Annotated in this window: 27 protein-coding genes and 1 tRNA gene; 14 read left to right on the forward strand and 14 right to left on the reverse strand. The window is 58.5% G+C overall.

Annotated features, from left to right (window positions below; all coding sequences use genetic code 11):
* The first annotated feature begins 61 nt into the window (after positions 1–61).
* From urtB to urtE, 4 genes are read left to right on the forward strand one after another with little or no spacing between them, the layout of a single operon-like run.
* Complete coding sequence (urtB, locus tag WNY39_RS12905; RefSeq protein WP_342846012.1) at positions 62–1,996, forward strand: urea ABC transporter permease subunit UrtB; 1,935 nt, start codon at positions 62–64, stop codon at positions 1,994–1,996.
* Between the two features lie 3 nt (positions 1,997–1,999).
* Positions 2,000–3,166, forward strand: coding sequence for an urea ABC transporter permease subunit UrtC (gene urtC, locus WNY39_RS12910; protein WP_342846013.1), 1,167 nt, complete (start codon positions 2,000–2,002; stop codon positions 3,164–3,166).
* Positions 3,163–3,915 carry an urea ABC transporter ATP-binding protein UrtD gene (gene urtD, locus WNY39_RS12915; RefSeq protein WP_342846015.1) on the forward strand — a complete coding sequence of 251 codons (753 nt, stop codon included), beginning with the start codon at positions 3,163–3,165 and terminating at the stop codon, positions 3,913–3,915. Before urtC ends, urtD begins: the two co-directional genes overlap by 4 nt.
* Positions 3,908–4,603 (forward strand): urea ABC transporter ATP-binding subunit UrtE, encoded by a 696-nt coding sequence (urtE, locus tag WNY39_RS12920; protein ID WP_342846017.1) that lies wholly within the window; start codon positions 3,908–3,910, stop codon positions 4,601–4,603. Before urtD ends, urtE begins: the two co-directional genes overlap by 8 nt.
* Before the next feature lie 10 nt (positions 4,604–4,613).
* On the opposite strand, the gene WNY39_RS12925 is transcribed toward urtE, so the two are convergent.
* The 5 genes from WNY39_RS12925 to WNY39_RS12945 all read right to left on the reverse strand — a co-directional run bounded on the left by WNY39_RS12925 (position 4,614) and on the right by WNY39_RS12945 (position 9,265).
* Positions 4,614–5,228, reverse strand: a complete 615-nt coding sequence (locus WNY39_RS12925) for a DUF3726 domain-containing protein (protein WP_342846019.1) — start codon at positions 5,226–5,228, stop codon at positions 4,614–4,616.
* 26 nt (positions 5,229–5,254) lie between these two features.
* Positions 5,255–6,934, reverse strand: a complete 1,680-nt coding sequence (locus WNY39_RS12930; protein WP_342846021.1) for a hypothetical protein — start codon at positions 6,932–6,934, stop codon at positions 5,255–5,257.
* Entirely contained in the window at positions 6,931–7,911 is a 981-nt protein-coding gene (locus tag WNY39_RS12935) for a membrane dipeptidase (RefSeq protein ID WP_342846023.1), read from the reverse strand. The genes WNY39_RS12930 and WNY39_RS12935 overlap by 4 nt, the downstream gene beginning before the upstream one ends.
* Positions 7,908–8,921 (reverse strand): Ldh family oxidoreductase, encoded by a 1,014-nt coding sequence (locus tag WNY39_RS12940; protein WP_342846025.1) that lies wholly within the window; start codon positions 8,919–8,921, stop codon positions 7,908–7,910. The genes WNY39_RS12935 and WNY39_RS12940 overlap by 4 nt, the downstream gene beginning before the upstream one ends.
* Before the next feature lie 269 nt (positions 8,922–9,190).
* Positions 9,191–9,265, reverse strand: a tRNA-Thr gene (locus WNY39_RS12945).
* A gap of 84 nt (positions 9,266–9,349) precedes the next feature.
* On the opposite strand from WNY39_RS12945, the gene WNY39_RS12950 reads away from it, so the two are divergent.
* The 6 genes from WNY39_RS12950 to WNY39_RS12975 all read left to right on the forward strand — a co-directional run bounded on the left by WNY39_RS12950 (position 9,350) and on the right by WNY39_RS12975 (position 13,672).
* Positions 9,350–9,520, forward strand: coding sequence for a hypothetical protein (locus WNY39_RS12950; protein ID WP_341233537.1), 171 nt, complete (start codon positions 9,350–9,352; stop codon positions 9,518–9,520).
* A 3-nt stretch (positions 9,521–9,523) separates the two neighbouring features.
* Entirely contained in the window at positions 9,524–10,792 is a 1,269-nt protein-coding gene (murA, locus tag WNY39_RS12955) for a UDP-N-acetylglucosamine 1-carboxyvinyltransferase (protein ID WP_342846028.1), read from the forward strand.
* On the forward strand, positions 10,792–11,262 hold the full coding sequence (locus tag WNY39_RS12960; protein ID WP_341233539.1) for a DUF2948 family protein: 471 nt from the start codon (positions 10,792–10,794) through the stop codon (positions 11,260–11,262). Before murA ends, WNY39_RS12960 begins: the two co-directional genes overlap by 1 nt.
* Positions 11,263–11,351: 89 nt before the next feature.
* Positions 11,352–12,653 carry a histidinol dehydrogenase gene (gene hisD, locus WNY39_RS12965; RefSeq protein ID WP_342846030.1) on the forward strand — a complete coding sequence of 434 codons (1,302 nt, stop codon included), beginning with the start codon at positions 11,352–11,354 and terminating at the stop codon, positions 12,651–12,653.
* Positions 12,654–12,727: 74 nt separating this feature from the next.
* Positions 12,728–13,207, forward strand: coding sequence for a UPF0262 family protein (locus WNY39_RS12970; RefSeq protein WP_342846032.1), 480 nt, complete (start codon positions 12,728–12,730; stop codon positions 13,205–13,207).
* Positions 13,208–13,672, forward strand: a complete 465-nt coding sequence (locus WNY39_RS12975; RefSeq protein ID WP_341233542.1) for a low molecular weight phosphatase family protein — start codon at positions 13,208–13,210, stop codon at positions 13,670–13,672.
* A 17-nt stretch (positions 13,673–13,689) separates the two neighbouring features.
* Here WNY39_RS12975 and WNY39_RS12980 read toward each other — a convergent pair whose 3' ends face one another.
* Together WNY39_RS12980 and WNY39_RS12985 are read right to left on the reverse strand one after the other, a co-directional pair.
* Positions 13,690–14,049: a hypothetical protein gene (locus WNY39_RS12980; protein ID WP_342846034.1), complete on the reverse strand. Its 360-nt coding sequence runs from the start codon at positions 14,047–14,049 to the stop codon at positions 13,690–13,692.
* A gap of 158 nt (positions 14,050–14,207) precedes the next feature.
* Positions 14,208–15,305: a porin gene (locus WNY39_RS12985; RefSeq protein WP_342846037.1), complete on the reverse strand. Its 1,098-nt coding sequence runs from the start codon at positions 15,303–15,305 to the stop codon at positions 14,208–14,210.
* 356 nt (positions 15,306–15,661) lie between these two features.
* Here WNY39_RS12985 and lepA point away from each other — a divergent pair, with 356 nt between their 5' ends.
* The 3 genes from lepA (at position 15,662) to WNY39_RS13000 (ending at position 18,839) form a co-directional block, all read left to right on the forward strand.
* Positions 15,662–17,461, forward strand: a complete 1,800-nt coding sequence (gene lepA, locus WNY39_RS12990; protein ID WP_341233545.1) for a translation elongation factor 4 — start codon at positions 15,662–15,664, stop codon at positions 17,459–17,461.
* Between the two features lie 150 nt (positions 17,462–17,611).
* Entirely contained in the window at positions 17,612–18,256 is a 645-nt protein-coding gene (locus WNY39_RS12995; RefSeq protein ID WP_342846039.1) for a DUF5343 domain-containing protein, read from the forward strand.
* A complete protein-coding gene (locus tag WNY39_RS13000; RefSeq protein WP_342846041.1) occupies positions 18,243–18,839 on the forward strand; it encodes a Swt1 family HEPN domain-containing protein in 597 nt (198 codons plus the stop codon). Before WNY39_RS12995 ends, WNY39_RS13000 begins: the two co-directional genes overlap by 14 nt.
* Before the next feature lie 56 nt (positions 18,840–18,895).
* Here the strand turns inward: WNY39_RS13000 and WNY39_RS13005 are convergent, their stop codons facing one another.
* Complete coding sequence (locus tag WNY39_RS13005) at positions 18,896–19,381, reverse strand: transposase (protein ID WP_342846042.1); 486 nt, start codon at positions 19,379–19,381, stop codon at positions 18,896–18,898.
* 69 nt (positions 19,382–19,450) lie between these two features.
* Here WNY39_RS13005 and WNY39_RS13010 point away from each other — a divergent pair, with 69 nt between their 5' ends.
* A complete protein-coding gene (locus WNY39_RS13010) occupies positions 19,451–19,948 on the forward strand; it encodes an alkylphosphonate utilization protein (protein ID WP_342846044.1) in 498 nt (165 codons plus the stop codon).
* 6 nt (positions 19,949–19,954) lie between these two features.
* On the opposite strand, the gene WNY39_RS13015 is transcribed toward WNY39_RS13010, so the two are convergent.
* The 6 genes from WNY39_RS13015 to WNY39_RS13040 are packed head-to-tail and all read right to left on the reverse strand — an operon-like array spanning position 19,955 to position 25,934.
* On the reverse strand, positions 19,955–20,701 hold the full coding sequence (locus tag WNY39_RS13015) for a polysaccharide deacetylase family protein (protein WP_342846046.1): 747 nt from the start codon (positions 20,699–20,701) through the stop codon (positions 19,955–19,957).
* Complete coding sequence (locus WNY39_RS13020) at positions 20,692–21,840, reverse strand: glycosyltransferase (protein WP_342846048.1); 1,149 nt, start codon at positions 21,838–21,840, stop codon at positions 20,692–20,694. Before WNY39_RS13020 ends, WNY39_RS13015 begins: the two co-directional genes overlap by 10 nt.
* A complete protein-coding gene (locus WNY39_RS13025) occupies positions 21,837–22,418 on the reverse strand; it encodes a histidine phosphatase family protein (protein ID WP_342846050.1) in 582 nt (193 codons plus the stop codon). Before WNY39_RS13025 ends, WNY39_RS13020 begins: the two co-directional genes overlap by 4 nt.
* Positions 22,415–23,491, reverse strand: a complete 1,077-nt coding sequence (locus tag WNY39_RS13030) for a glycosyltransferase family 4 protein (RefSeq protein WP_342846052.1) — start codon at positions 23,489–23,491, stop codon at positions 22,415–22,417. Before WNY39_RS13030 ends, WNY39_RS13025 begins: the two co-directional genes overlap by 4 nt.
* On the reverse strand, positions 23,491–24,732 hold the full coding sequence (locus WNY39_RS13035) for a glycosyltransferase family 4 protein (protein WP_342846054.1): 1,242 nt from the start codon (positions 24,730–24,732) through the stop codon (positions 23,491–23,493). Before WNY39_RS13035 ends, WNY39_RS13030 begins: the two co-directional genes overlap by 1 nt.
* Positions 24,729–25,934 (reverse strand): glycosyltransferase, encoded by a 1,206-nt coding sequence (locus WNY39_RS13040; protein ID WP_342846056.1) that lies wholly within the window; start codon positions 25,932–25,934, stop codon positions 24,729–24,731. Before WNY39_RS13040 ends, WNY39_RS13035 begins: the two co-directional genes overlap by 4 nt.
* Between the last annotated feature and the right edge of the window lie 297 nt (positions 25,935–26,231).

Genomic DNA, 26,231 nt, shown 5'->3' on the forward strand with positions numbered 1-26,231 from the left:
AGCCAATGACGGGCGCGGGGGTTAACCTGCGCCCGTCTGTCTTCTTGCTTAAAGGTATCCCATGCTGCGCCAATTTTTGACGATCATTGTTTGGCTCGGGTTTTCGGGAATGTCCCTTGCTCAAGACCTGCAGCCGGTTCTGCAAACCCATGCTGATGAAATTGCCAAACCCTCGCGCAGCAGCGTGTCGGCAGTCTTGGACGATATCGTTGCGTCGGGTGCCCCGCAGGTTGGGGATTTCCTTGAACATTGGCAGGACAAAACGGTCTGGCAGCGCGACGCCGATGGCATGTTCTTTTTCGCCGTTGAAGACGGCGGTGATCTGACCCTGCGCGATATTGATACGCGTGCTGAAACCACCGCGCCCAAAGCGGGCTTTTCACAGATCAAACCAAACGGCGGGGTGCGCCGCCTGATTGGTACCGCTTTGGTGCAGTTCCAACTGACGGACCCGGATCTGTCGCGCCGTCAATCGGCAATTGAATCCATCGCACGCAGGCCGAATGCCAGCCAGTTGGAACCGTTGTTAAAATCCATTGATCCCGAAACCGATGCCACGCTGAAAGCGCGCAAAATCCAGTTGGCGAATTTTTTATCCGCCAGCTTTGCGCCTGATACTGCCGATAAGATTGCGGCGATCAATTCACTGTCCCGCGACACCTCGATCGAGGCGCGGGCGGTGTTGAACCAGCTCTTGTCGGTCAAGCAGGCGGTGTCGGCCGACGCCCCAACAGGCAATGTTGCCCGCGTTCTCAAAGTGGGTAGTGACCTGAGCCAAGACGATGCCTATGACCAGCTGGTTGCGGCAAAATTGGCACCGCCCAGAGTTTCACCAGCGGCCATTCGCGATGCGCTGGCGGCTAATATTGAGGGCGGTCGTGTCGGCGGCATTCCCACTGCGCAGCTTGACACCCAACCCATGCGCGAGGCCGCCTATGCAGTGCTGGCCGGCCAAGGGGTCGTGCCGCCACTTGTGACGCTGGACGAGCAGATCAGCGCGGTCGCAGCCCACTCGTTTTACGAAGTGTATGAGGAAAACGATCCCGCGATCACGGATGCCGCACGTGCGGCGCTGGATAGCATCGAAACCCGCGTTGGTGCCGCGCAGGCAGTTGACCTGACGCTGGATGCGCTGTCGCTGGCGTCGATCTATTTTCTGGCCGCGATTGGCCTTGCCATCACCTTTGGCGTGATGGGCGTCATCAACATGGCCCATGGCGAATTCATCATGATGGGGGCCTATACCGGCTATGTCGTGCAGCAATTCGTGCCCGATTATACCCTGTCGATCATTGTCGCGCTGCCGCTTGCCTTTGCCGTGACATTCGCCGCTGGCGTGGCGATGGAACGCTTGGTGATCCGCCATCTGTATCACCGCCCGCTTGAAACGCTGCTGGCGACGTTCGGTATCTCCGTCGCGCTGCAGCAACTGGCCAAGAATATCTTTGGCACCCAAGCCCGCCCCCTCACGTCACCCGGGTGGCTGGACGGCGCATGGGTTGTGTCGGACGTGATCCAGATCAGCTATATCCGCATCGCTATTTTCGTGATGGCCCTGATGTTTCTGGCGTTGATCCTGTTCGTTCTCAAACGCACCCGACTGGGGCTTGAGGTCCGTGCCGTGACGCAAAACCCCGGCATGGCGGCCAGCATGGGCATCAACCCCGACCGCATCAACATGATGACCTTTGGCCTTGGGTCCGGCATTGCGGGCATTGCCGGCGTGGCGATTGGTCTGTACGCCAAAGTGACATCCGAAATGGGGGCCGATTACATCGTACAATCCTTCATGACCGTGGTCGTGGGCGGGGTTGGCAATGTCTGGGGCACGCTTGCGGGCGCGTCGCTGATTGGTTTCCTACAAAAGGGCATCGAATGGTTCAACCCGTCCAACACGCTGGCCGCGCAAACCTATATGGTGTTGTTCATCATCCTGTTCATTCAATTCCGGCCCAAGGGTATCGTCGCCCAAAAAGGCCGGGCGGCGGCGGATTGACCCATGCATAAAACATTCATCTCACAAAACCCGTCTGTCCTTTGGTTCATCGCGCTGCTGGGGCTGTTCACCCTTGCCGTCACCGTCGGATCCGAAGCATTCGGCACGGGGCTGATCTCGACCTCGATGGTCAAGACCTTGGGCAAGACGCTTTGCCTGTGTCTGATCGCCATCGCGATGGATGTGGTCTGGGGCTATTGCGGTATCCTGTCGCTGGGGCATTTTGCGTTCTTTGGCATCGGCGGTTATGCCATCGGCATGTGGCTGATGTATGCCCGTACCGAGGGCATCGTTTTGGCCAGTCTTGCTGATCAGGCAATCCCGTCGACGGCCCAAGAGATTTCGGATGCCATCGGCAACCAGATATTCGGGGTGGTGGGCAGCTCTGACTTTCCATGGCTCTGGGCCTTTGCCGACAATCTGTTCCTGCAACTGTTGATGGTGGTCCTAGTGCCCGGTTTGTTGGCGCTGGTGTTCGGCTGGCTGGCATTCCGCAGCCGCGTGACGGGCGTTTACCTGTCCATCCTGACCCAAGCGATGACCCTCGCGCTGTCCCTATGGCTGTTCCAAAACGACAGCGGTCTGCGCGGCAACAACGGCCTGTCCGGCTTGCAGAATATACCGGGGTTCGAGGGATCCTCCCAAGCCGATATCAGCATTGCGTTCTTCCTTGGCTCGGCATTGGCCTTGGCGCTTGGCTATCTTTTGTTCGCGTGGGTCGTGTCGGGCAAGATGGGCAGCGTCGTCCAAGGCATCCGCGACAACGAGGCGCGCGTGCGTTTCTTGGGCTACCGTGTAGAGGGCTACAAACTCTTCATCTTTACGCTGACGGCTGTGATATCAGGCATCGCAGGCGCGCTGTATTATCCGCAGGCGGGCATCATTAACCCGGCCGAGCTTGCCCCCATCGCGTCGATCTATCTGGCGGTCTGGGTCGCCATCGGCGGGCGCGGACGGCTTTACGGTGCGGTCATTGGCGCGGCGTTCGTTTCGCTGCTGTCCAGCTGGTTCACCGGCGGCGGTGCGCCTGCCATTGATCTGGGCTTCTATACGATCCTGTGGACCGATTGGTGGTTGGTTCTGCTGGGCGTGTCATTTGTCTGCGTCACGCTGTTTTTCCCCAAGGGGATCGGGGGCCTGTTCGACTATCTGGTAAGGAAACCGTCATGAACAACACCTTGCTAGAAGTATCGGGCGTGTCGGTGTCCTTTGACGGGTTCAAGGCGATCAACAGCCTGTCGATCCAGATTGCAGAACCTGAACTGCGCGCCATCATCGGGCCGAATGGTGCGGGTAAAACCACATTTATGGACATCATCACCGGCAAGACCAAACCGGACGAAGGCGTGGTGATCTGGGGCGAACGTAATATTTCCCTGTTAGGGATGTCCGAAGCTGACATTGCCAATGCGGGCATCGGGCGCAAGTTTCAAAAGCCTACAGTGTTCGAGGCGCAAACCGTGCGGCAGAACCTCGCCATGGCGCTGAAAAACCCGCGCGGGCCGCTAGCGGTGTTGCTGCACCGCAAAACCCAAGCGAACGGCGCGCGGATTGAAGCGATTGCCGAAGAAATCGGCCTGTCCGACAGTTTGACCCGCATCGCGGGGGAGCTGAGCCACGGGCAAAAGCAATGGTTGGAAATCGGCATGTTGCTGGCGCAGGAACCGCGGCTTTTGCTGGTAGATGAACCTGCCGCCGGCATGACGGTTGAGGAACGCGAAAAGACCACCGACATCCTTAAACGCGCCGCACAAACCCGCGCGGTTGTTGTGGTTGAACATGACATGGAATTCGTGCGTCGTTTGAATTGCAAGGTAACGGTGCTGCACGAGGGGTCGGTATTGGCCGAAGGCAGCCTTGACCATGTCACATCCAACCCGACTGTGATCGAAGTTTATTTGGGGCGTGGGCATGCTTGAAGTCGAAAATCTTGACCTGCACTACGGCCAAAGCCGCATCCTCTACGAGGTGTCATTCACCGCACCGCAGGGCCAGGTCACCACGATGGTGGGCAACAACGGTGTGGGCAAAACCAGTACCCTCAAGGCGATTGCAGGGCGGCATGCCGCGTCCGGCGGGACGATCAAAATCGATGGTAAACCCGTGCGACTGAACACGGCGTTTCAGGCGGCCCAGGCGGGCATCGCCTATGTCCCGCAGGGGCGCGAAGTGTTCCCAATGATGACCGTGCATGAAAACCTTGAGACCGGATTTGCATGTTTGCCGAAATCCGAACATTTTATTCCAGACGAGGTGTTTGATCTGTTCCCCGTCCTGCGCGACATGCAATCGCGGCGTGGCGGTGATTTGTCGGGCGGTCAGCAACAACAGCTGGCAATTGCCCGTGCGCTGATCACCAAACCCCGCGTGCTTTTGCTGGACGAACCGACCGAAGGTATTCAGCCGAACGTGATTGAACAAATCGGCGACGCCTTGCGATTGTTGCGCAGCAAGGGCGAGATGGCGATCCTGCTGGTCGAGCAAAATGCGGATTTCGCCTATGCGCTTGGGGATAGCTTCATCGTGGTCGAGGGGGGGAGGACCAGCCCGCGTAAACTCAAAGCCGATTACTCAAAGGCCGATTTGATCGCTGACCTCGCGCTGTGAGATGCGCTGGTTAATCATCGTCAGCACCGGCCCCTTTGGCCGATATCGCCGAGGACGGCACCGTCATTTTCAACGCTAAACTGTCTAGCCGGTTCAGGTGTTGGTCCGAGATGATCGCGCTTTGTGATGCTGTTTGCATAGGTGGTTGGTGATCAGGAAGGGCAGGGAATACTGACACCTCAGCCACCCATATCGTTGATTTTTCAGTGACGTGGATTTGGACAGTATCGCCAGACACCCGCAACCATGGTGAACCGTCCAATGTGATCTCTAACGCGGAGCCAAGCAGCTTTGCGGCTCGCGCGACAAACGGCACCAGCATCAACGGCCCGCTCACTTGGCCTAAACAAACACCGTCCGGGCCCGGACCCTCTGGCAGGGTCGCAAAGTCTGACAGCGCCACGCCGACGTGCAAAGCACAAACGGGGGCATCGGCACCCCATCGGCCCACGCGGGGGGTAACCTGTCGCCCACTGGGTGTTTCGAGTTGATACAAAACGGCATCTGCCCAATCGAAATTACGTGCGGCCAGCCATGTCGCGGCATGGGCGCATTCCTCGGCCATGCCCCAGCCTAGCCCCGCACCGCGCGCTGCGCGCAGGCACAAGGCGCTGATCTCGGGCATCGTCAGCTGCGTTTGATCCGCCTTGATCAAAGGTCAGGCTCCGCATGCAGATCATCGGGGTAGGGGGTGTTTTGAAACAGGCTGATGCGCACCCAGCGGTCTGATCTGGGGTCAAAGCGCGACGCGCCAAAACAGGCCAATTTGCAGCGCAGCATATCGATGGGCAGCATGTCGGCGTCAATCAGGTTATCGCGGATTTCGGCGAAGGGCCGCGTCGCCGTCAACTGCGCCCGGCGCACCATTGACCGGTGTTCCGGATGTGCCAACAGAAGCCCGGCGATAGGGGCCGTATCGGGAAAACCTTCCAAAGCTTTATGCAGTGCCGCCGCTTGCCGCCCAATATCAAGCGGCAGCTCGCGGTCGCTGCCCGGTTCATCGAACCGCTCACCCAAGCGCGGTTCAAGCTTGTCTTCTGAGACATACCAAAACCGGCTGGAAGCCTTGCGATCCGCATAATCGACCCCAAGCGCCCAGTCATAGTTCTTCACCAACAACGTTTTCAACGCGCCAATCTGCTGGCCCCCGTTAATTGTAGACGCTGCTGTTTCATCCGCGCTGAGCCCCCCCTCCAGCTCGTCAATCAGATCGCCGTGCGGCTCCAGCATGAGCGACAAAAGCGCTTCCTGCGGCTCTGTTTCCAGATGGGTTTGGCCCCAATGCCAGAGCACGCCCCACGGATACTCTCCTCGTCGATCCCAGCCAGCCTCGACGTAGGCTGCGATCTGGTTAAGCCCCGCGCGCAGGGCAGTCAGACGGTCTTGTTGAAGCGGGTGCGCGCTGGTCCAGACGGCTGCGTTCTCTTGGGCGGCCTTAAGCGTCTGAACAAAGCGCTCAACCGTGTCGGATCCTGCCACCTTTTGCGCCCGCACACGGGAAAGGGCTTCTTCACGCGCCATCATCCAGTTGTTCAACAATATCGGGTGGCGCACCAGAAACGGTGCCATGCCCAGGCCCGTTGAATTCCCGACACCAAGGCTGCGCCGCAGGTTGTCAGCAAGCGGAACAGCCGCCGCCCCGCCCCGATTCCGCGCCATGTGGTTGACCATATCAACGGTAAAGGTGCGGATCAGCCAGACTGTGAGCATTTCTGTTTGGAACGGCGCGGCGGTTTCGGCTCGGGTCCTCAGGCTGTGATGGGTTGCGGCACCGAATTTTCCTGACCCGTAAACGGCCGTGGTGCGCATCAAATACCCGGTTGCCGCCAAGTCGTGTGCATCAGGCTGACGGCCCTCGGACAGACATTGGACTACGTGATCGAACAGCCGCACCGACCGGTTTGCCCGGCTTAGGGTCAGCTCTTTTTGGGTCACGCGTCCGGCTTCTTGCAGCGGTACATTTTCTGCCAACCGGTCAAGGTCGGCAGCATCGGGCGTTCCGTCATGCAAGGCAAACGTCGCGTCCCACGCCGTTGCAATCACCCGGTCTGAGCGTTGATCAGCAGGCAGATCATGGGCAAAGGCCACCAGACTGTAGGTGCGTTCCGGCCCTATGGCGCGGTAAACGGCGCGGCCCACGCCATTGGCATCAATATCAAACACAGGCCGGTCAAAGCGCCAGTTTTCGCGCTGCATCCGGCGCAATAAAATACGCAGAAATGACAGCCGCGTCGGATGCGCAAGACCAAGGCGCGGCAACTGCATGACCTGCGCCGGATCGCGGCGGAACGGTGCCGCCGTCCGGGCAGGGGACAGCGGCGCGCGGGTCATACGGTCCCGCCAAAGCTATCGCGAAAGAACCGCGCCCAGTTGCCACCCATCAGTGCTGCGGTGTCATCGTCGGAGAAACCGATATCACGCAGTCCCGCGGTCAGATTGGGCATATCGGCGTTACCCCCGAACCAGTCCGGCATGGGCGGAAACCCCGGCGCATCCGCGCTGCCCTCGCCATAGTCGATGCGTTTGGTCCAGCGCCCCGTGCGCATCCATTCAACGATGCTGTCGGGTTGATCCTGACACAGGTCCGACCCGATCCCCAGATTTTCGACGCCATAGCTATCGGCGGCGCGCGCAATCATTTCGCAGAATTCGTTCAGCGTGCAGGCACCGCCGTTTTTCAGGTGATGGGGGTAGATAGAAAAACCCAACATGCCCCCCGTGCCTGACAAGGCCCGTAAGACGTTATCAGACTTGTTGCGTAACGCGGCGTGCCACGCGGCTGGGTTGGCGTGGGTGATGGCGATGGGGCGGGTGGAATACTCAATCGCCTCGAGGGTCGAGCGTTCGCCGGAATGGCTCATGTCGACGACCAGCCCGACGCGGTTCATTTCCGCAACGACCTCGCGGCCCATACGGGTCAGCCCGGTATCGTCATCCTCATAACAACCGGTCGCCAGTAGGGATTGGTTGTTATACGTTAACTGCATAAAGCGCAGTCCCAGACGGTGTAGCACCTCAACCAGTCCAATGTCGTCTTCGATACAGGACGGATTTTGCGACCCAAAGAATATCGCCGTGCGCCCCGTTTCACGCGCCAAGGTGATGTCGTCAGCGGTGAAGCCCTGAAAGATCAGATCGGGATGGCGTTCAAAATGCCGGTTCCACGCCTCGATGTTCAGCACCGTTTCGCGGAAGTTTTCGTGATAGGTGATTGTGGCATGCACAGCATCAACACCGCCCGCGCGCATCTCGCGGAATATCTTTTCCGACCAGTTCGCATATTGCAGCCCGTCGATCACCGGGCTCATGTGGCGGGGGTTCCCGCGGCTTTGATCCGCGCCAGCAGCGCGTCATCCACAGTTACCCCTTCGGCCTCGATCCGGGCGCGGTTATAGGCGCGGCGCTGGCCGGGCAGGCGGGCACCATCCTGATCGGTGATCGACGTGGCAAGGCGCAGCATTGCGGCGTGAAAACCGTCCCCACCAAAACTGGCAGGATCAATCGCGATAAAGAACTGTCCGGTGCCGGGCGGCCCGCCCTTGGTACCGGAAAAGGGGCTGGCCTCGGCGCTTAGGTTCGCACCTGATAATGCTGCGGCCAGAATTTCGACCAACAGACCAACGCCGAAACCCTTGTACCCGCCCGAGGGCACCATGGAACCGGCAAGGGCGGCGTCCGCGTCCAGCGTTTCATTGCCATCAGCATCCAGCGCCCAACCGGGTTCAATCGCTTTGCCTTCGCGGCTGCGCAGCAGGATTTCGGATTTGGCGATGGCGCTGGCCGATTGGTCAATCACCAGCATCGCCCCGCCAAGGCCATCTGGCACCGCGATGGAAAACGGATTTGTACCCACAACAGGTTTGCTGCCGCCGGGTGGTGCAATCGACGCAGGCGCATGGGTAAAGCAAAGCCCGACCAACCCGTCTTGGGCAAGGCGTTCCGCATGGTGGCCAAGGACGCCGCAATTATACGAATTATGGATGCTCATCGCCGCGATGCCGTTTGTGGTCGCGGCTTTTGTAAAACTGTCCCAACCCGTATCAATCGCCGCATGGGCAAACCCGTGATCTGCATCCACCCGAACGGTGCCGGGGCGCGGTGTGGTCACGCTGGGGGCGGCGGTCGTTGATACCTTACCGCAGCGCAGATGTTCGGCATAGATCGGCAGATATAGCAACCCGTGGCTGCGTATGCCGTCACGCTCGGCAAGGCGGGTGGACCGCGCGACCGAACTGGCAGCGGCATCCGTTGCCCCCGCTGCGATCAGCGTGTCGCGGGCCAAATCTTCTACGGCGTCGAGCGTCAGTTTATGGGGCATGGTCTCTCCTCGTTAAAAGGATAATGACGGCATATCGGTATGGATCAATAAAATTATGTGCGGGGCCTGCGGGTGCCGCCTGCACGGGGCACCAAATTCATCGGCGACGGCAGGTTAATGCATCCCTGAAATCCGCGCGCTTGCGCAGATTCGCTTTGCCTGCAATGACGAAATGCGGCCCACCCAACGATGGCTAAAACGGCCCTAAATCACCTGGGATACCCATAAATTCAGAGGTATAAGAGGATAAATAGCAGATGTTGGGGAAATGGTGCTGAAGGGGAGGATTGAACTCCCGACCTCGTCATTACCAATGACGCGCTCTACCACTGAGCTACTCCAGCACGAATGGCGGCTGATTAGACGCATTCGCAATATGGTGCAAGGGCTATCTGGACCCTGACTGCCCGCTGCGCTAGACAATCGACATGTCACAAGGTACCGCCCCTCAAAAGCCCAAGACCGCCAAAGCCATCCGTGAAGATCGGCTCAAGGCGGCGCTGAAGGCAAATATGGGCCGGCGCAAGGCGCAAGCCCGCGCGCGCAAGGCAGAGACCAAGACAGACAACGGCCAATCAGGCCAAGACACGGAAGGCTGAACGATGGATTCGATTGTGGTCAAAGGCGGCGGTGCGCTGTCGGGACAAATTCCAATCGCAGGGGCCAAAAATGCTTGCCTGACCCTGATGCCTGCCTGCCTTTTGTCAGAAGAACCCCTGACGCTGACCAATGCGCCCCGCCTGTCCGACATTCGCACCATGACCGAATTGTTGCGCTCGCTTGGGGCCGAAGTCACGTCAATGCAGGATGGCCGCGTGCTGGCGATGTCGTGCCACGGCGAAATCAACACCCGGGCTGAATATGACATCGTTCGTAAAATGCGCGCGTCTAACCTTGTGCTGGGTCCGCTGCTTGCCCGTGAAGGCCATGCAGAGGTGTCGTTGCCCGGCGGCTGCGCCATTGGTGCGCGGCCAATGGACATCCACACCGACAGCTTGGTGCTTATGGGCGCGCAGATCGACCTGCGTGACGGCTATCTGCATGCCAAGGCCGAGGGCGGCAAACTCAAAGGTGCCGTGATCGATTTCCCGTTCGCCTCGGTGGGTGCGACAGAAAACATCATGATGGCCGCGACATTGGCCAAGGGCACGACCGTGATCAACAACGCCGCCCGCGAACCCGAGATTGTCGATCTTGCGGATTGCCTGCGTGCCATGGGCGCAGAAATCGAAGGTGACGGCACCAGCCGCATTGAAATTCAGGGCGTTGATCGCTTGCACGCTGCGACACACCGCGTCGTGACCGACCGGATTGAACTGGGCACCTATATGCTGGCCCCCGCCATTTGCGGCGGCGAGGTCGAATTGCTGGGCGGTCGGATCAATCTGCTGCAAGCGTTCTGCGAAAAGCTTGATGCCGCAGGTATCGACGTGACAGAAACCGACAAGGGGCTCAAAGTAGCCCGCCGCAATGGCATGATCCAAGCGGTGGATGTGACAACCGAACCTTTCCCCGGCTTTCCCACCGATCTGCAGGCGCAGATGATGGCGTTGCTTTGCACCGCCGAAGGCACCTCGGTGCTGGAGGAAAAGATTTTCGAGAACCGCTTTATGCACGCGCCCGAATTGATCCGCATGGGGGCCGATATCGAGGTCCACGGCGGCACAGCGACTGTGAAGGGCGTCAAGAAACTGAAAGGCGCACCCGTCATGGCGACGGATCTGCGCGCCTCTGTCTCGTTGATCCTTGCGGCGATGGCTGCCGAGGGCGAAACCAAAGTCAGCCGCGTCTATCATCTGGATCGCGGATACGAGCATGTGGTGGCCAAACTGCGCGGCGTGGGCGCAAACATTGAACGGATCAAAGAATAATGACCCAGGACGCACGTTTCGAAGATGGCCGTGAGGCCCCGTTGAACCTTGGCGCTTTGGATGCCGATGACCTCAAGGTGATCTCGTCCTTGACCCAAGACGCGGTTTTCCCCGCTTCCGAGATGCGCTGGCATCAAAAAGGCGCACGGTTCGCGCTGCTTTTGAACCGGGTCCGCTGGGAAGACGAAGGCAAAACGCGCCATGCACCTGAACGTGTTCAATCGGTCTTGATGTTCAACAATGTTCAGCGCGTATCGACCCAAGGCGTGACCAAAGGCGACAGCGATATGATCCTGTCACTGCTCGATATCGAATTCAATGAAACCGATGCGCCATCGGGCGACGTGCTTTTGACCCTTGCTGGCGATGGCGCGATCCGCCTCAGCGTCGAAGCGCTTGAGGTCACCCTAAAAGACGTGACCAAGCCCTATGTCGCGCCTTCACGTAAGTTGCCGGAACATCCGGTCTGATCCGCTTCTCTGGCTCTTAAATATCCAAATTCAACATCACCTTGCATCGCCCCGTCCATAATCGGGCACATGGCTGAAAGGGATCTTAAATGCCCCAGTTCCTAGATTACTCACAGCCTGATTTTGAGGCGGCCTTCACAGCTTTGCTGTCTGCCAAGCGCGAAGAAAGCACGGATGTCGATGATACCGTTGCCGACATCATCGCGCAGGTGCGCGAAACAGGTGATGCTGCGGTAATCGCGTTGACCCAGAAATTCGACCGTATCGCACTGACACCTGAAACCCTGCGCATCACCGCTGCCGAAGTCGACGCTGCCGTGGCCGAAGTCACGGCCGAGGATCGCGCCGCGTTGGAACTGGCCGCCACCCGCATCCGTGATTATCACGCCCGCCAATTGCCCGAAGATGCGGAATGGACAGATGATGCTGGCGCGACCTTGGGCTGGCGCTGGACAGCGGTTTCCGCTGCGGGTCTTTATGTGCCGGGCGGGCTTGCCAGCTATCCGTCGTCCGTTTTGATGAATGCGATTCCGGCCAAAGTCGCTGGTGTTGAGCGTCTGGCGATGGTGGTGCCGACACCTGACGGCGTCCTTAATCCGCTGGTGCTGCTGGCCGCCCGTATCGCTGGTGTCGATGAAATCTACCGCATTGGTGGCGCGCAGGCTGTCGCCGCCTTGGCCTACGGTACCGATACGATCCCACCGGTTGATAAAATCACCGGTCCGGGCAACGCATTTGTCGCCGCGGCCAAGCGCCGCGTGTTCGGCAAGGTCGGCATCGATATGATCGCAGGCCCGTCCGAGATTTTAGTGATTGCGGATGCGGATAATGACCCAGACTGGATCGCGCTTGATCTGCTGTCGCAGGCCGAACATGACGAAAGCGCGCAATCCATTCTCATCACCACAGACGCGGCCTTTGGTCAGGCCGTTGCCGCCGCTGTCGAAAAACGTCTTGAAACGTTGGAACGGCGCAAGATCGCCGGGGCAAGTTGGCGTGATAACGGTGCTATCATCACCGTGCCCGATGTTGCCATCGCCGCAGCCCTTAGCAACCGGATCGCGCCTGAGCACCTTGAGCTGTGCGTCGCAGATGTTGACGCCCTTAGCGCGCAGATTACACATGCCGGGGCCATCTTCCTCGGCCAATGGACGCCGGAAGCCATCGGCGACTATATCGGCGGTCCGAACCACGTGCTGCCAACGGCACGCTCCGCGCGTTTTTCCTCAGGCCTGTCCGTGCTTGATTTTATGAAGCGCACGACCCTTGCCCGCATGTCTCCCCAAGCGCTGCGCGCAATCGGGCCCTCAGCCGCGCGGCTTGCAAGGTCTGAGAGCCTTGAGGCACATGGATTGTCGGTCACAGCCCGATTGGGCAAGCTGAACGAGTGACGCGGCGACCTAGATTGAACAACCCGATTGCGCGGCCTATGGTCGTGCGACCCTAAGTATGAATTGAGAAGCCCATGTCTCGGATCACGCATATCGTGCTTGACGATGCAAACCTGCCGCCGCCCACGCCTGAAATCGAACAGGAACGCAAAGTCGCGTTATTTGACCTGCTCGAAGACAACGTGTTCACGCTGCCAGCCCGCGACGACCGACCCGTACCACAGGGCCCGTACCATCTGGGGCTGTCGATCCGCGACAAACGTTTGGTATTCGATGTGAATACGGAAAGCGATGAAAAGGCAGCGGAATTCCATTTGTCGCTGGGGCCGTTCCGTCAGGTCGTCAAAGATTACTTCCAGATTTGCGAATCCTACTTTGAGGCTGTTAAGAAATCGGCCCCCGCACAGATCGAGACGATTGATATGGCCCGCCGCGGTATCCACAACGAAGGGTCGCGGGTGCTGCAAGAGCGGCTTGAAGGCAAGGCCGAGATTGACACAGACACGGCGCGGCGTCTTTTCACCCTGATCTGCGTCTTGCATTACGGCGGATAAATGGACGAAAACCTGCCCCAATCGGTGCTGTTTTGCTGCGATCACAACGCTGTGCGGTCCCCCATGGCCGAAGGGTTGATGAAAAAGTTTTACGGCACGGGCACCTATGTCCAGTCCGTTGGTGTCATGAATGATCTTGAGATTGACGGCTTTTCCATCGCGGTCTGCCAAGAGCTGGATGTTGAGCTGTCGCGCCACCGGTCGCGCAGCTTTGACGAGATGGAAAACTGGGGCGACGACCTTAGCTCGTTCGATCTGATTATCGCCCTAAGCCCGGCCAGCCAGCGCCGCGCGTTGGAACTGACACGGTTTTATCACCTGACCGTCGAATACTGGCCTATCCTTGACCCCACGGGGCTGGGGGAAACCCGCGACGCCAAGATGGTGCAATACCGTGCCGCACGCGATCAGATCAAAGACCGGCTGATCGAGCGTTTTGGCGAACCAACCCGCCCGCAGATTTGATCACTGCCGTCTAGGTATCAGGCCGCGCTGCACAAGGTTTGCGCGGTGTTGGCATAGGCTTTCCATGTGCTCCAGAACGCGTTGTCACTGGAACGGTCGGATTGGCGGGCTTCTTGCAGGGTGTGGGGGTCTTTGAACACCTCGACACCGCGCCGCTGCTCTGACGCGGAAAGCGAACGATCTGCGACGGCTTGGATGCAGCCACAGCGTGACCGACTTGCCTGCTTGCGCCCTGCCGCCATGCACGCCGAATGGATTGGTCCCGTCGCGAACAGTACGGGCGCGCTGCGGTATCCGCCACTGGGGTTATAGCCGCGTCCGCTGCCACAAGCGGCCAATGCTGACAGCGCGCAAATCATCGTAAAAATTCGTAACATTTATTGCCTCGTCTTCGGCGCGCCGGGTTGATCCCGTTTGCTGCACCTTCTGCCCGGGCAACTATGCCGCATAATCTGCGGTTGGGCAATTCACGATAATGCAAATTGACGTGCCTTTGCCCAAAGTTATCGGGCAAAGGCGTTGGTATGGCAGTGGTTTAGAACTTCCAGCGGGCACCGACGAATGTGACGTCCATGTCTTGGTAAGACGCCGACGCACTGTCGAATTCATAGGTGCGGTAGGTCGCGTAAAGCTCGGTGTTGTACTGGTCAAGACGCTGAACAACCGCAACGCCCACGGACGAGGTGTTGGACCCTGCGACGGTAAAGTCGTTGCCGTCGTAGTAATCGATCGACAACGATGTCGAACCGATGGCCCAGTAATCGCGTGTCAGACCCGCTTTGATATAGGCATAATCAGCGTCACCGGCGACTTGACGACCTGCCGAAACAGCAAGGTTCAGACCGGTTGGCGCGTGCAGAACAGCGGCCGAACCCATGACCAGATCGTTCGTGCTGTCGCGGAAGGAATAGCCCAGACGCGTGTCGATTTTGTAATCGCCATAGTCAGTCGCATAGCGTGTGCCAACATCGTAGTAATCGTTGTCGTCACCCGATTTCAGAACTTCTTGGCCTGCCGAAACCGATGCCGAGAAACCGCTATAGACTGGCGTATCATACCGGACACGCAGGCGACGGCCGCCATCGAACGAGCTGTTTGTGCCGCCGATGTTCACCGTCGAAAGCGTACCATCCGCAAAGCGCAAGGATTGGCCACCGGCGATGTCGCTGATGCCAACATAAGCAGCAACGCCCGTGCCCGAGAAATCAGCCTCGGCGGAGCCGTCAGTCGACGTGCTGCCCTGACCCAAGGAGAACGTCCCCATGGTCGGTGTCTTGTATGCCAGGTCGAATTTGCGCAGTTCAGTCCGGTGGTATTCTGCGTCAAAGTCGTTGTCGGACCCGTTCAGGCTGGACGACCCGGTCAGACCCAAGCCGGTCTCAAAGGTCAGCTTAAGCTCGGATCCGTTTTGCATGGCCTGCGTCATGGATAGGCCGATGCGGCTGTTGGAGTTGTCATTGTCAGTGAAGGCGGAATTACTGTCGACACCGTCATCAACGCTGACGACGCCCAAGTTCAATTGTCCGTAAAAGTCCCAAACTGGCCCGGCGGATTGGGCCTGTGCCAATACGGGTACAAACGCTAGGCCAAGGGCAGCGGCCGCTACAGGTGCAAGCTGTTGTTTGATCTTCATCTCTGAGTTCCTTTTTCACCCGGCCCACGCCGTCGCAGGCCATTAGAGACCTCAAACCTATGAAGGCTCAGTAGCGCTTAAAACCGTAAGGCAGGCGAACTAAATTCGAGTGTTGCAGGAAGGCTCTACTCAAGCAAAAGTGAGAACGCATGACGGCCATATTTTCAAAGCATTTTCCGCTGATATGCAGATTTTGCATAGGAGTTCCCCGTTCCGTACTCTTGTATTCAGACGGGGGCAACCAAGGATCTAGCGCGGCAAAACGTCGATACCCCTTGTGCTATGGTGCAATCATCAATGCCGACAGGCAATCCGACCCATTGACCAGCGCTTAAAACCGCACCATATCCCTATCCATGACAGCTCTTTCACACATCCGCAATTTCTCCATCGTCGCGCATATCGACCATGGTAAATCCACGCTCGCTGATCGTCTTATCCAAGAGACGAACACAGTCGCCCTGCGCGATATGAAAGAGCAAATGCTAGACAGCATGGACATCGAACGCGAACGCGGCATCACGATCAAAGCGCAGACCGTGCGGATCGATTACACCGCGCTCAATGGCGAGAATTACGTTCTCAACCTGATCGACACTCCTGGCCACGTGGATTTCGCCTATGAGGTGTCCCGGTCCATGCGCGCGGTTGAGGGATCGCTGTTGGTTGTCGACAGCACCCAAGGCGTTGAAGCGCAGACATTGGCCAACGTGTATCACGCGCTGGACGCGGATCACGAGATCGTGCCGGTCCTGAACAAGATCGACCTGCCCGCCACCGATTGCGACCGCGTCGCCGAACAGATCGAAGACGTGATCGGCATCGACGCGTCCGAGGCAATCCGCGTATCCGCCAAAACTGGTGAAGGGATCATCGAAACCCTCGAAGCTGTGGTGCATCGTTTGCCCGCGCCCAAGGGTACGCTGGATGCGCCGCTTAAGGCGATGCTGGTGGACAGTTGGTACGACAGCTATCTGGGCGTGATCGTTCTGGTCCGCATTATGGACGGCCAGCTGAAAAAGGGCGACCGCATCCGTATGATGCAAAACGGGTCCGTGCATCACGTTGACCGCATCGGCGTATTCCGCCCCGCGATGACCGAAATTGACGTGCTGGGGCCGGGCGACATCGGCTTTCTCACCGCGTCGATCAAACAGGTCCGCGACACCCGTGTTGGTGATACCATCACGCACGAGAAAAAGGGCTGCGACAAGGCTTTGCCGGGCTTTAAGCCTGCACAGCCCGTGGTCTTTTGTGGTCTGTTCCCCGTGGACGCCGCCGAATTCGAAGACCTGCGCGACAGCATCGAAAAGCTGGCGCTGAATGACGCGTCTTTCAGCTTCGAGATGGAAACCTCAGCCGCGCTTGGTTTCGGCTTTCGTTGTGGCTTCTTGGGCCTGCTGCACCTCGAGGTGATCCGCGACCGGATCGAGCGCGAATATGACATTGATCTGATCACCACGGCCCCGTCGGTGATCTATGACATCCACATGAAAGACGGCACCGTCACGCAGTTGCACAACCCTGCTGACATGGTCGACCTAACATTCGTGGACCACATCGAAGAGCCGCGCATCAAGGCGACGATCCTTGTACCCGATGATTATCTGGGCGACGTTTTGAAGCTGTGCCAAGACCGTCGTGGCATCCAGATGGACCTGACCTATGCGGGCAGCCGCGCGATGGTGGTCTATGACCTGCCGCTGAACGAAGTGGTGTTCGACTTTTACGACCGCCTGAAATCGGTGACCAAGGGCTATGCGTCCTTTGACTATCAGATGATCGGCTACCGTCAGGACAATCTGGTGAAAATGTCGATCCTTGTGAACGACGAACCTGTTGATGCGCTGTCAACGATGGTGCACCGCGACCGCGCCGAAATGCGCGGCCGTGCGATGGTTGAAAAGCTAAAAGACCTGATCCCGCGCCACATGTTCAAAATCCCGATCCAAGCGGCGATTGGCGGCAAGGTGATTGCGCGCGAGACATTGAGCGCGATGCGCAAAGACGTCACGGCCAAGTGTTACGGTGGGGACGCGTCTCGGAAACGGAAGCTGCTGGACAAGCAGAAAGCCGGTAAGAAGAAGATGCGCCAGTTCGGTAAGGTAGATATCCCGCAGGAAGCGTTTATTTCAGCGCTAAAAATGGACGGCTAAAAGCCGACCATTTTTAGCGACGGTGGGCGAAAGAGTTTGGCGTAGCCAAGCGCGTAGCCCACTGGGTGAGGGTGAAGCACATTACATTAGGTATTGAAGGTCACTAGTCTAACTGCCTATGGTTGAATTTTAACCAATGGAATAAGAAAATTGACCAATTTGCCATATCTAGCATCCCCAGGAAATATACCAAAGGCACTCGATGCAATTAGGCGAGCCCCAACGCCCCCGAAAGTTACCCAAGACTTTGTCAAAACTAAATTAGGGATACCGGGTAGTTCTGGTGATCAGATAACCACATTTCTCAAACGTATTGGGTTGGCTGAAACCGATGGCAGCCCTTCTGATATTTATCGTGGTTTACGAACTTCCGATGGGGGGAAAGCCCTAGCTAGGGCGGTAAAGCATGGATACAAACCGCTGTATGATCTAAATGAGTATATGCACGATTGCTCCGAGCAAGAATTAAGAGATTTAGTAATCCAAGCGACGGGTTTGGCTTCTGATGCGCGGCCCGTAGGTTTGATACTTTCGTGTTTGCGGCACTTGATCGACGCTTCTGATTTCGACCATACCGAAGGAACGACCTTGCAAACAAATAGGCCCAGCGAGAGGCCAGATGAATCGGCTTTTCGAGAGCAAGTCCAGCAGCCTGCGACCCCCAAACCTCAGGAACTTGGCCTTAATATTGGGTACAATATAAATTTGAACCTTCCAGAAACTACAGACATTGAAGTTTTCAACGCTATATTTAAGAGCCTGAAGGAGCACCTGCTTAGAAATGACGATATCTAGAAAATCGGAAATGATAGTTCGTGCTTTTGGGATGAGCGGCGCTCAAATTCAATCTGAACTCAAAAATGTAAGCGAGCAAACAGGTCATAGACTTCTGGTTGTGAGAGATGAGCCCGGTGTACGCAAGCTGGAGCAATATAAGAATTTTGAAGGTAACGTTCGAGCAGAAGCCGCCCGTATGTCCGAATACTATGAAATCTTTTACTGCTTGGAAGTGTCAATCAGAAATTTGATAAAAGATACGCTTATAGACGCTGAAGGATCTGGGTGGTGGGAGACACAAAGGGTTGCCGAAGGTATCCGTATTGAAGTAAAGCGAAATCGTGACAAAGAACAGCATGCGGGTTTAACTTTGCGATCTGCCGACCCCATTGACTACACTACGTTTGGTCAACTTTCTCAATTGATTACTGATAATTTTGAACTTTTCGAGCCTGTGCTTTCATCCAAGTCGGCAGTTTCGCGCGTTCTTAACCAGCTAAATCTATTGCGTGGTCCAATTGCGCATTGTTGTAGTCTAGCAGCTGATGAAAGTGATCGTCTCGAGTTGTCGGTTAGAGATTGGTTTAGGCTATTGAGCTAGTGAAACCCACGCGTCACTCCCCCTCAACCGTGCGCAACGCGTGGGTTTCACCCACCCTACGTTACATACTCGCCACGTCTGATTGCCCGATGGACCGTTGAATATGGCCATTCTTCCGGTCGCTCGACAAACCCGTGTTTCACGGGGTTCCAATGGCAATATTCGACATGGGCGGCGAAATCGGCTTCGTCGCGGATGCAATGCTCCCAAAACCGCCGTTGCCAAATGCCGCGTTCATTTTTGCGCGCCTTGCTGGCACTGACCGATACGGGGTGTGGATAGTGGCGGGTGAAAGTCGATTTGATTTTCTTCCAGCGAACAGAGAAATCAGCGTCTCCGTCTGGCAATGTCCACACAGCATGAATGTGGTCCGGCAGCACGACCATGGCGTCGCAGGTCACCGGGTGCTCCGCCATGACCGAGGCATATGCAGATCGTAAAAGCTCAACTTCACGTATCAGCAAGTCTGACCCACGGTCTGCCAAGTTAACGGTGAAGAAATAGGTGCCTCCTGGCACGTAGATGCGTCGGTATCTGCTCATGATTTGATATTGTGCGATCACGGTAAACAAAAGATTGCCAGTGCTGGGTGCGCGGCCTAAACCACCGCCATGACATGCCCCCTTTGCACAATAGATGCCCCGCTCGTCGCCGTCCCTGTAACAGGCGGCCCTGCTGACGCGAGCATCGATATTTGCGCCTTGTGCGCTGACCCGCAAACGCCTGCCGATCACTTCCGCCCCATCGCGTCAACGATGTGGACCGAGGATGCTGCGCTTCAGGTTTATGCCGCGCGGACGCTCAAGCGGCTTGATACCGATTGGTCGCGTGATTTGCTGGATCAGCTGTACCTTGATGACGAAACCCAAGCGTGGGCGGATAATGTCACGGCAGAGGTCATACATACCGACAGCAACGGTCAGGTCCTCAGCCAAGGGGACACGGTCGTGTTGATCAAGGATTTGCCTGTCAAAGGCGGCGGCTTCACGGCCAAGCGCGGCACGGCGGTGAATAAGATATCGCTGGTTGCGGATAATCCGGCCCATATCGAGGGGCGCGTCGAAGGCCAGCGGATCGTGATCCTGACCGAGTTCGTCAAAAAGCGTTAACCGCGGTCAGGCGGCGGTCAAATCCGCGGGCGTCGCACCACCGTCCAAAAGCGTTGCAAGGCAGCGTTGCGTGAAATCCCAGATTGCTTGGTCATGCACGAGATGATGTGTCAGAAACCCCATGGGTTCGGTCGTGTCGGTGATCCCATGTCTGCGGTCCTGCAGCAGCTGCACGATATGCGCGATCAGCTCCTCCGGCGGTACAAGGCCACGCCCGCCGCGCCAAAATATCGGGTCGATATGGGTGTTGATCTGGGCAAGGCCTGGGGCTACCCATTTGGATTTGCGCGGCAGATAGGTCGACACGGCGGTATAGCCCAGCGGTGCAAGCTGCGGCAGCAATGACGCGTCGATGCGGTTCCACGGCGGCACAAAGACGGGCAGGAAACCTTTGCCAAACAGCGCGTTCATCCGGGTCAGCGCACGTTCTGCGTCGGCTAGGGCGGTGTCGCGAGGATGGCCAAATTCGGCTTTCTTCTGCCCTTGGGGCGCGTGGCTGAGGTGCTGCCAGCCATGAACAAGCGGGACGACCACTTCATGATTGGCGCAGAACGCTGGCAGGGCTTCTTGCGCGTGTTTCGGGATCACGGCCAAGTGGACAGGCAGATGCAAAGCTTCGGACATTTCGGTCAGGCGGTCCAACGCTAGCGTCGGTTCAACAGCGTCATCATCGCGCCACCATATCGGCAACGCGCGCTGCTCTGCACGCCATATAGACAGCTCTGCGATCAGCGGTGCCCAGTCTACTCGCATCGCTGACCCTCTCGCATTTCCTGCGTGATCCGCACGGTTTGTGCGGCACCGTCAAATCCGTGGTCGCGTGGGGGGCGCTTGGGGGCGTTCGGCACCGCCGTTACGGCGTCCAACAGCGTTGCCGCATCAAGGTTGGCGTTCCGCAGAACGGCAATACCATCCATCTGTGCCAAGGCATCGGCGCGCAGACCCTGTTCAACCTCGCCGCCCGCATCAAAGGGGATGAACACCGCAGGCGCACCGCTTTGCAGGATGTCCAAAGCGGTGTTGTACCCGCATAAAGACACAGACGCGGCGGCGTGATAGAGCATCTGCCGGAATTCGGGCCGTGCGGGTTCGATGATGACATTTGCCGGCGCATCGCGCATCAGATCGTCGCTGCGTCTTGCGGCATCTTGCCCGCCGAGCAACAGCCGCCATTGCCGCTTTTCGGGGTCCTGATTTGCCGCGGCAAGGGCCGTATCGAACACATGCTGGCCGACGTCGCCGCCGCCAGCACTAACTATGATTTCATTTGTGCCCAACCCGTCAGGGTGCGGCGTGGCGGCGGGTGGAGCGACGTATCCAGTATAGCGCAGCTTGCCTGCCAAAGCGTCCGATACCGGCCAGCTGAGCGACAGGGGCGCGACCTCTGCATCTGAATGGACCAGCACGGCGTCATAGAACTGTGCGATCAGATCATCGGCAAGCGCCGCTTTGGCGGGCTTGGAGGGCGGCGCAAGGATGTCGCGGACCGAGGCACAGATCAGCGGGCGACGGGGCAGGGTCTTTGCGGCGTTCAGCAGGGCTGTGAATTCGGCGCGAAGGATGCGTCTGCCAAAAGGAAACAGCTCGGTGATCAGAACATCGGGTTGCTGTGATTGAACCGTGTCGATCAGCATCCTTGTTCGGGCGTCAAATAGGGCCGCGTCAGCCTCGTTGCCATCGTCATCCAGCAACCGTGCAAAATTCACACCATCGGACCGAAGCGGCGGGAGCTGCACCATTTCCACGCCATCGTTTGACAGTTGCGGCGCTGCCATCCCACCCGAGATCACGACGGTTTCATGCCCTGCGTCGCAATAGGCGCGCGCCAGTGTCAGGGCGCGGGCCAGATGGCCGGTGCCCAGCAGATGCGTAACGACGATGCAAACTTTCATACGCGGTTTTCCAGTCGGATTTGGTCGGGGGATGTCTGCCATCCGGTGGGGTCGATCTGGATCAGATATAGGCGGTTCCGTTTGATCTGAAAGGGAGGATCGCCCTTGAAATTCCAACCCATCGCATGGCCGAGCAACACACGCATCACGCCGATATGGCACACCGCAACCGTATCACGGGTCAGCGCATTGGCCCACGGGATCAATCGGGCGCGCAAATCAGCTGGGCTTTCGCCGCCGGTGGGCGTGTAATCCCAGCCCCAATATTCGATGTCCCGAAAACCGCTGGAGGGGTCTGCTTTCAGGTCTACGCCGCGCAGGCCTTCCCATTTGCCCCAATCCATTTCCATCAAGGCGGGGGTGGTCTGGGGTGGCCTGCCAGCAACCAGTTCGGCGGTTTGCACGGCGCGGGCCAGCGGGCTGGATACCAGATCGGCGCTGTCCCACGGAGCGGGCAGGCACTGCCCCGCAAGCTGGGCGTGCGCATCGTCATCCAAAGGAATGTCAGTGCGCCCTTGGATACGGCCCGCGCGGTTCCAATCTGTGTGGCCATGGCGCAAAAGGGCGAGCTGGATCATCGGTACACTCCGCATTTGGCGAGGCCTGAACACAGCGTTGCCGAAGCTGCGGGCAACAGGTGATGCGCCGCTACGTGGGCTTGGGCAGCGTGGCCAAGGCGGTGCCGTAGGGCAGGATCGGCGAGAAATTGTTGCAAACGCGCGGCTAGGGGTGGGGTGCCCTTGTCAGGATCGGGATAGTAGCCGGGGGCCAGCACGTCACGCACACCGGGGCGGTCTTGCGCCACCACCGGCAAACCCGCAGCTTGGCCTTCAAGATACGCAAGACCGAAGGCTTCGTTCACGCCGGGCCAGAACAACAGCGACGACGTGCGATAGACGTCAGTCAATGCGTCGGCATCCAGCTGACCCAAGAATTGCACCGCCGGGCCAAAGGGGGCCATCAACGCCTCGACGCGTGCGCGCGCGGCCCCGTCGCCCGCAATGCGCAGCGACCAGTCGATGTCGGGCAACTGCGCCAATGTCTCGGCGATGATCTGATACGAGGCGAGCTTGTCCCCCTCGCGCAGCATACCAACGGCGAGCATGGGGCCATCGGGCACTGCCGCCGTATCGACGCGGTCACGCATCAGAAAGGGCGGCAGGTGGATCAACTGCTGGGTTCCGGAGCGGTCGCGTTCAAGCGTTTCGGCGTCGCGGTGGGTGAAATAGAATATCACATCTGCCGCGTCGCTGGCGGCTTCGGCAGCGTGGGCAAATCGCGCCCAAGGGCCGATCAGGCGCTTGCGCGCGCGGGATGCTTCGATCAGCAGATAGGGAATGCCCAAATGGCGCGCGACGGATGGCCCGATCAGGTCAGGCGCTTTGTAGTAATTATGATAGGTGATCCAGGCCCGCCATCCCTCTGCCCGCCCAACGCCGCACAGACGGGTGATTTCCCCCTGTGCCTGATCCAACAGCTGGGTCTGAAGATCAACATCGCCGCTGCCGTCTCGGGATCGCAGGGGCGAGGCCAAGGTGACAGTCGCCCCGCCATATTCCAACGCGGCAATCAACGCCCGCGCCATCGCGCGATCCCCTGACGGGGTGGGATGATCGGGTGCCTTTAGCGGCGCGTAAAACGCAAGGCGCATCAGGTCGCGGGGGACAGCATCGCCCCAAGTCGTTGGTAAAGATGGGCAATGCCGGGTGCCATGGTGAATTCGGCGTGCAGACGTTTATGCGCGGCCTCGGCCAGCCGCGGCCCCAGTTCAGGATCGGCGGCGAAATCCCGCATCGCTTGCGCCAGTGCAGCGGGGGCATCGTCGCTTAGAATGCCGCTGGTGCCGCTGTCGATGAATTCCGGGATCGCGGACACAGGCGTGCTCAGGATCGGGAGCTTTTGGCTTGCGGCCTCCATCAAGACATTGGGCAAACCGTCGCGGTCACCGTCCTTGGCGATCCGCGAGGGCAGCACGAACAGATCGGCCTTGCGCATTTCGGCGATCACCTCGGGTTGGTCGCAGGCACCGCGCCATGTGATGCGATCATTGATGCCGTGGGTTTGGGCGCGGGCTTTCATTTCGTCTGACAACGTGCCGCCGCCGATATGGGTCCAGTGCCAATCAAGCGTTTTGGGCAAAAGCGCCAGCGCGTCGATCAAATTATCGAACCCTTTCTTTTCGACCATGCGCCCGACCGACATCATTTGAAAGGTGTCAGTTACGCCGCGCACCGCGCGGGCCGGCGCGTCAGGAAACCGCGACAAATCAAGGCCGTGATACACCAAATCAATCCGGTCTGGGTCGGCGGCCAGATCGCGCAGATGTTCCGCGCCAAAGGCCGTGCATGTGGCCCCGAAGGCAGCGCCATGTGTTTCGGGGTTCAGCTTTTCGCGCAATTCCCACTCGGGCGAGGTCCAGATATCCTTGGCATGGGCAGAAAAGCTCCACGGGAGGCCACGCAGGATTGCAGCATAGCGCGCGACTGATGATGGCGTGTGCAGGAAATGGGCATAGATGCCGCGGGTGTCGGCGGGGAGTTCATGCGCCATCACGCAGGCCTGACCAAAGCGGCGTTTCCGGTTGGGGGTGTCGTCGCGGGCCAGATCCCGTGCAAAGGCGTCAAGCGCTTGGGCATAGCCCGGCATAGCTTGTGCAGCTTCGCGGGCGGCCGAGACGCGGGCCGGATCGTCGCGCAAATATTCCGGCAGATACCGGACTTGGGCGCTTAGGCGATCATGCAGCGGGTGGGTTTTCGTGTCGGTCGGGTGGCGCAGCGACCAGATGTCGAAGCTCAGGCCTGCTTCCTCTAGTGCGACAAGTTCCTGTGCGATAAAGGTCTCTGACAGGCGCGGCCAGCCTTTGACCACAATGGCGAGTGGGGGATTGGTCATTTAGGGGCATCCATCAATGCCGTGCCACGTTCAATGACCACTTTCAGCCCGTCCAGAATGCCATCTGATCCGGCTTGGGACGGCTTGTTTTGATGGGGCAGGTTGCGAATGGCCGAGATCATCGCATCGGCGGTCATGCCATCGCGGCTTTCATCCAGCATCCGCACAAGGCCCAATTCCTCGGCGCGGCTGGCCCTGATCCACTGCTCAAGCCGGGGCACGGTGCGCGGTACGATCACGGCACGTTTGTCAAAGGACAGCACCTCGCAAAAGGTGTTGTAGCCACCCATACAAACGACGCCCTCAGCACCGACGAACAGCGCCTCGATCCGGCTGTCAAAGCCTACGGCGGTGACACGACCGTTCAGTTTCTCGACCCGTGCATCAAATGCCTCGCGTGTATCGCCGGACAGGAACGGCCCATAGATCAAAACGGCATTCGGGGCCAAATCCGGGTCTTTTTCATAGGCCTCAAGCACCAGCGATACCATCGCGGCACCATCGCCGCCGCCACCGGGGGTGATCAGAACATAGGGGTGTTCGGGCAGGTCAACCTCGTCCGTGGTTTCGCGGCGCAGGTATCCGGTCCAATGCATCCGGCTGCGGGTATTGTCCGACAGGGCCAGCCCCTTGGTCGGGTCATAGATGTCGCGATCGCCATAGACCCAGATTTCATCATAGAATTCTTCTGTCGCCTCGATGGCGTTTTTACGTTCCCATTCGGCGGCCAGCACCTTGGGTTCGTCCAACACGTCGCGCAGGCCCAGCACAGTTTTGGTCGTGCCGTGGTCGCGCAGCCATTCAAGGCTGGGCAGCAGTTCACCGCGAAAGCCCGATGGCTCTTTATCAACGATGAGCAAATCGGGTTCGTATTTCTCGATAGCCGTCTTGATCAGGCCGGACCGCAACGATGTGATTTCGTCAATATCCAGCCCCAAGGTTTGCGACACATAGCTGCCATCGGCCAGTTTGGTCACACCGGGCAGGCGGATGTGGTCTACGCGCTCGGGAAAGGTAAAGCGCCCTGCGACGGGCGATCCGGTCAGGATGATAGCCGATGCGGTTTCGTCGCCTTGGGTCAGCGCCGTTGCCAAAGCCCGAGACCTGCGTAAATGGCCCAGACCGAACGTATCATGGCTGTAGAACATGATGCGGTGCGAAGGCTGGCCCTTGCGGCTTGGTCTCGTGGGCAATTGGCTCATGCGCCGATCCTAACTTGGTCTGGAAGCCTTGCGGCACAGGTCACTTCCTGTGTCGCCAAAGAACCCCTAAATGTCAAAAATAACTTTGCCGATACGGGCAAAACTGCGCGGTCTGATATTCAGCTTTTGCAAAGATGCAAACCGCGCAGGCATCTGTACGGTTCCGCCGCGTAATGCAAGGCTGATCATATGAGGGTCCTTCGTCAGGTTTTGCGACGGCTACGCGTGGTAAATGGTTAACATCACTTTGCTGATTTGGCACGATTCAATAGGTCTGGGCACGCGAACGGCCCGCTT

Origin of the sequence: Sulfitobacter sp. AS59, assembly GCF_038899995.1 — a bacterium.
GTDB lineage: Bacteria > Pseudomonadota > Alphaproteobacteria > Rhodobacterales > Rhodobacteraceae > Sulfitobacter.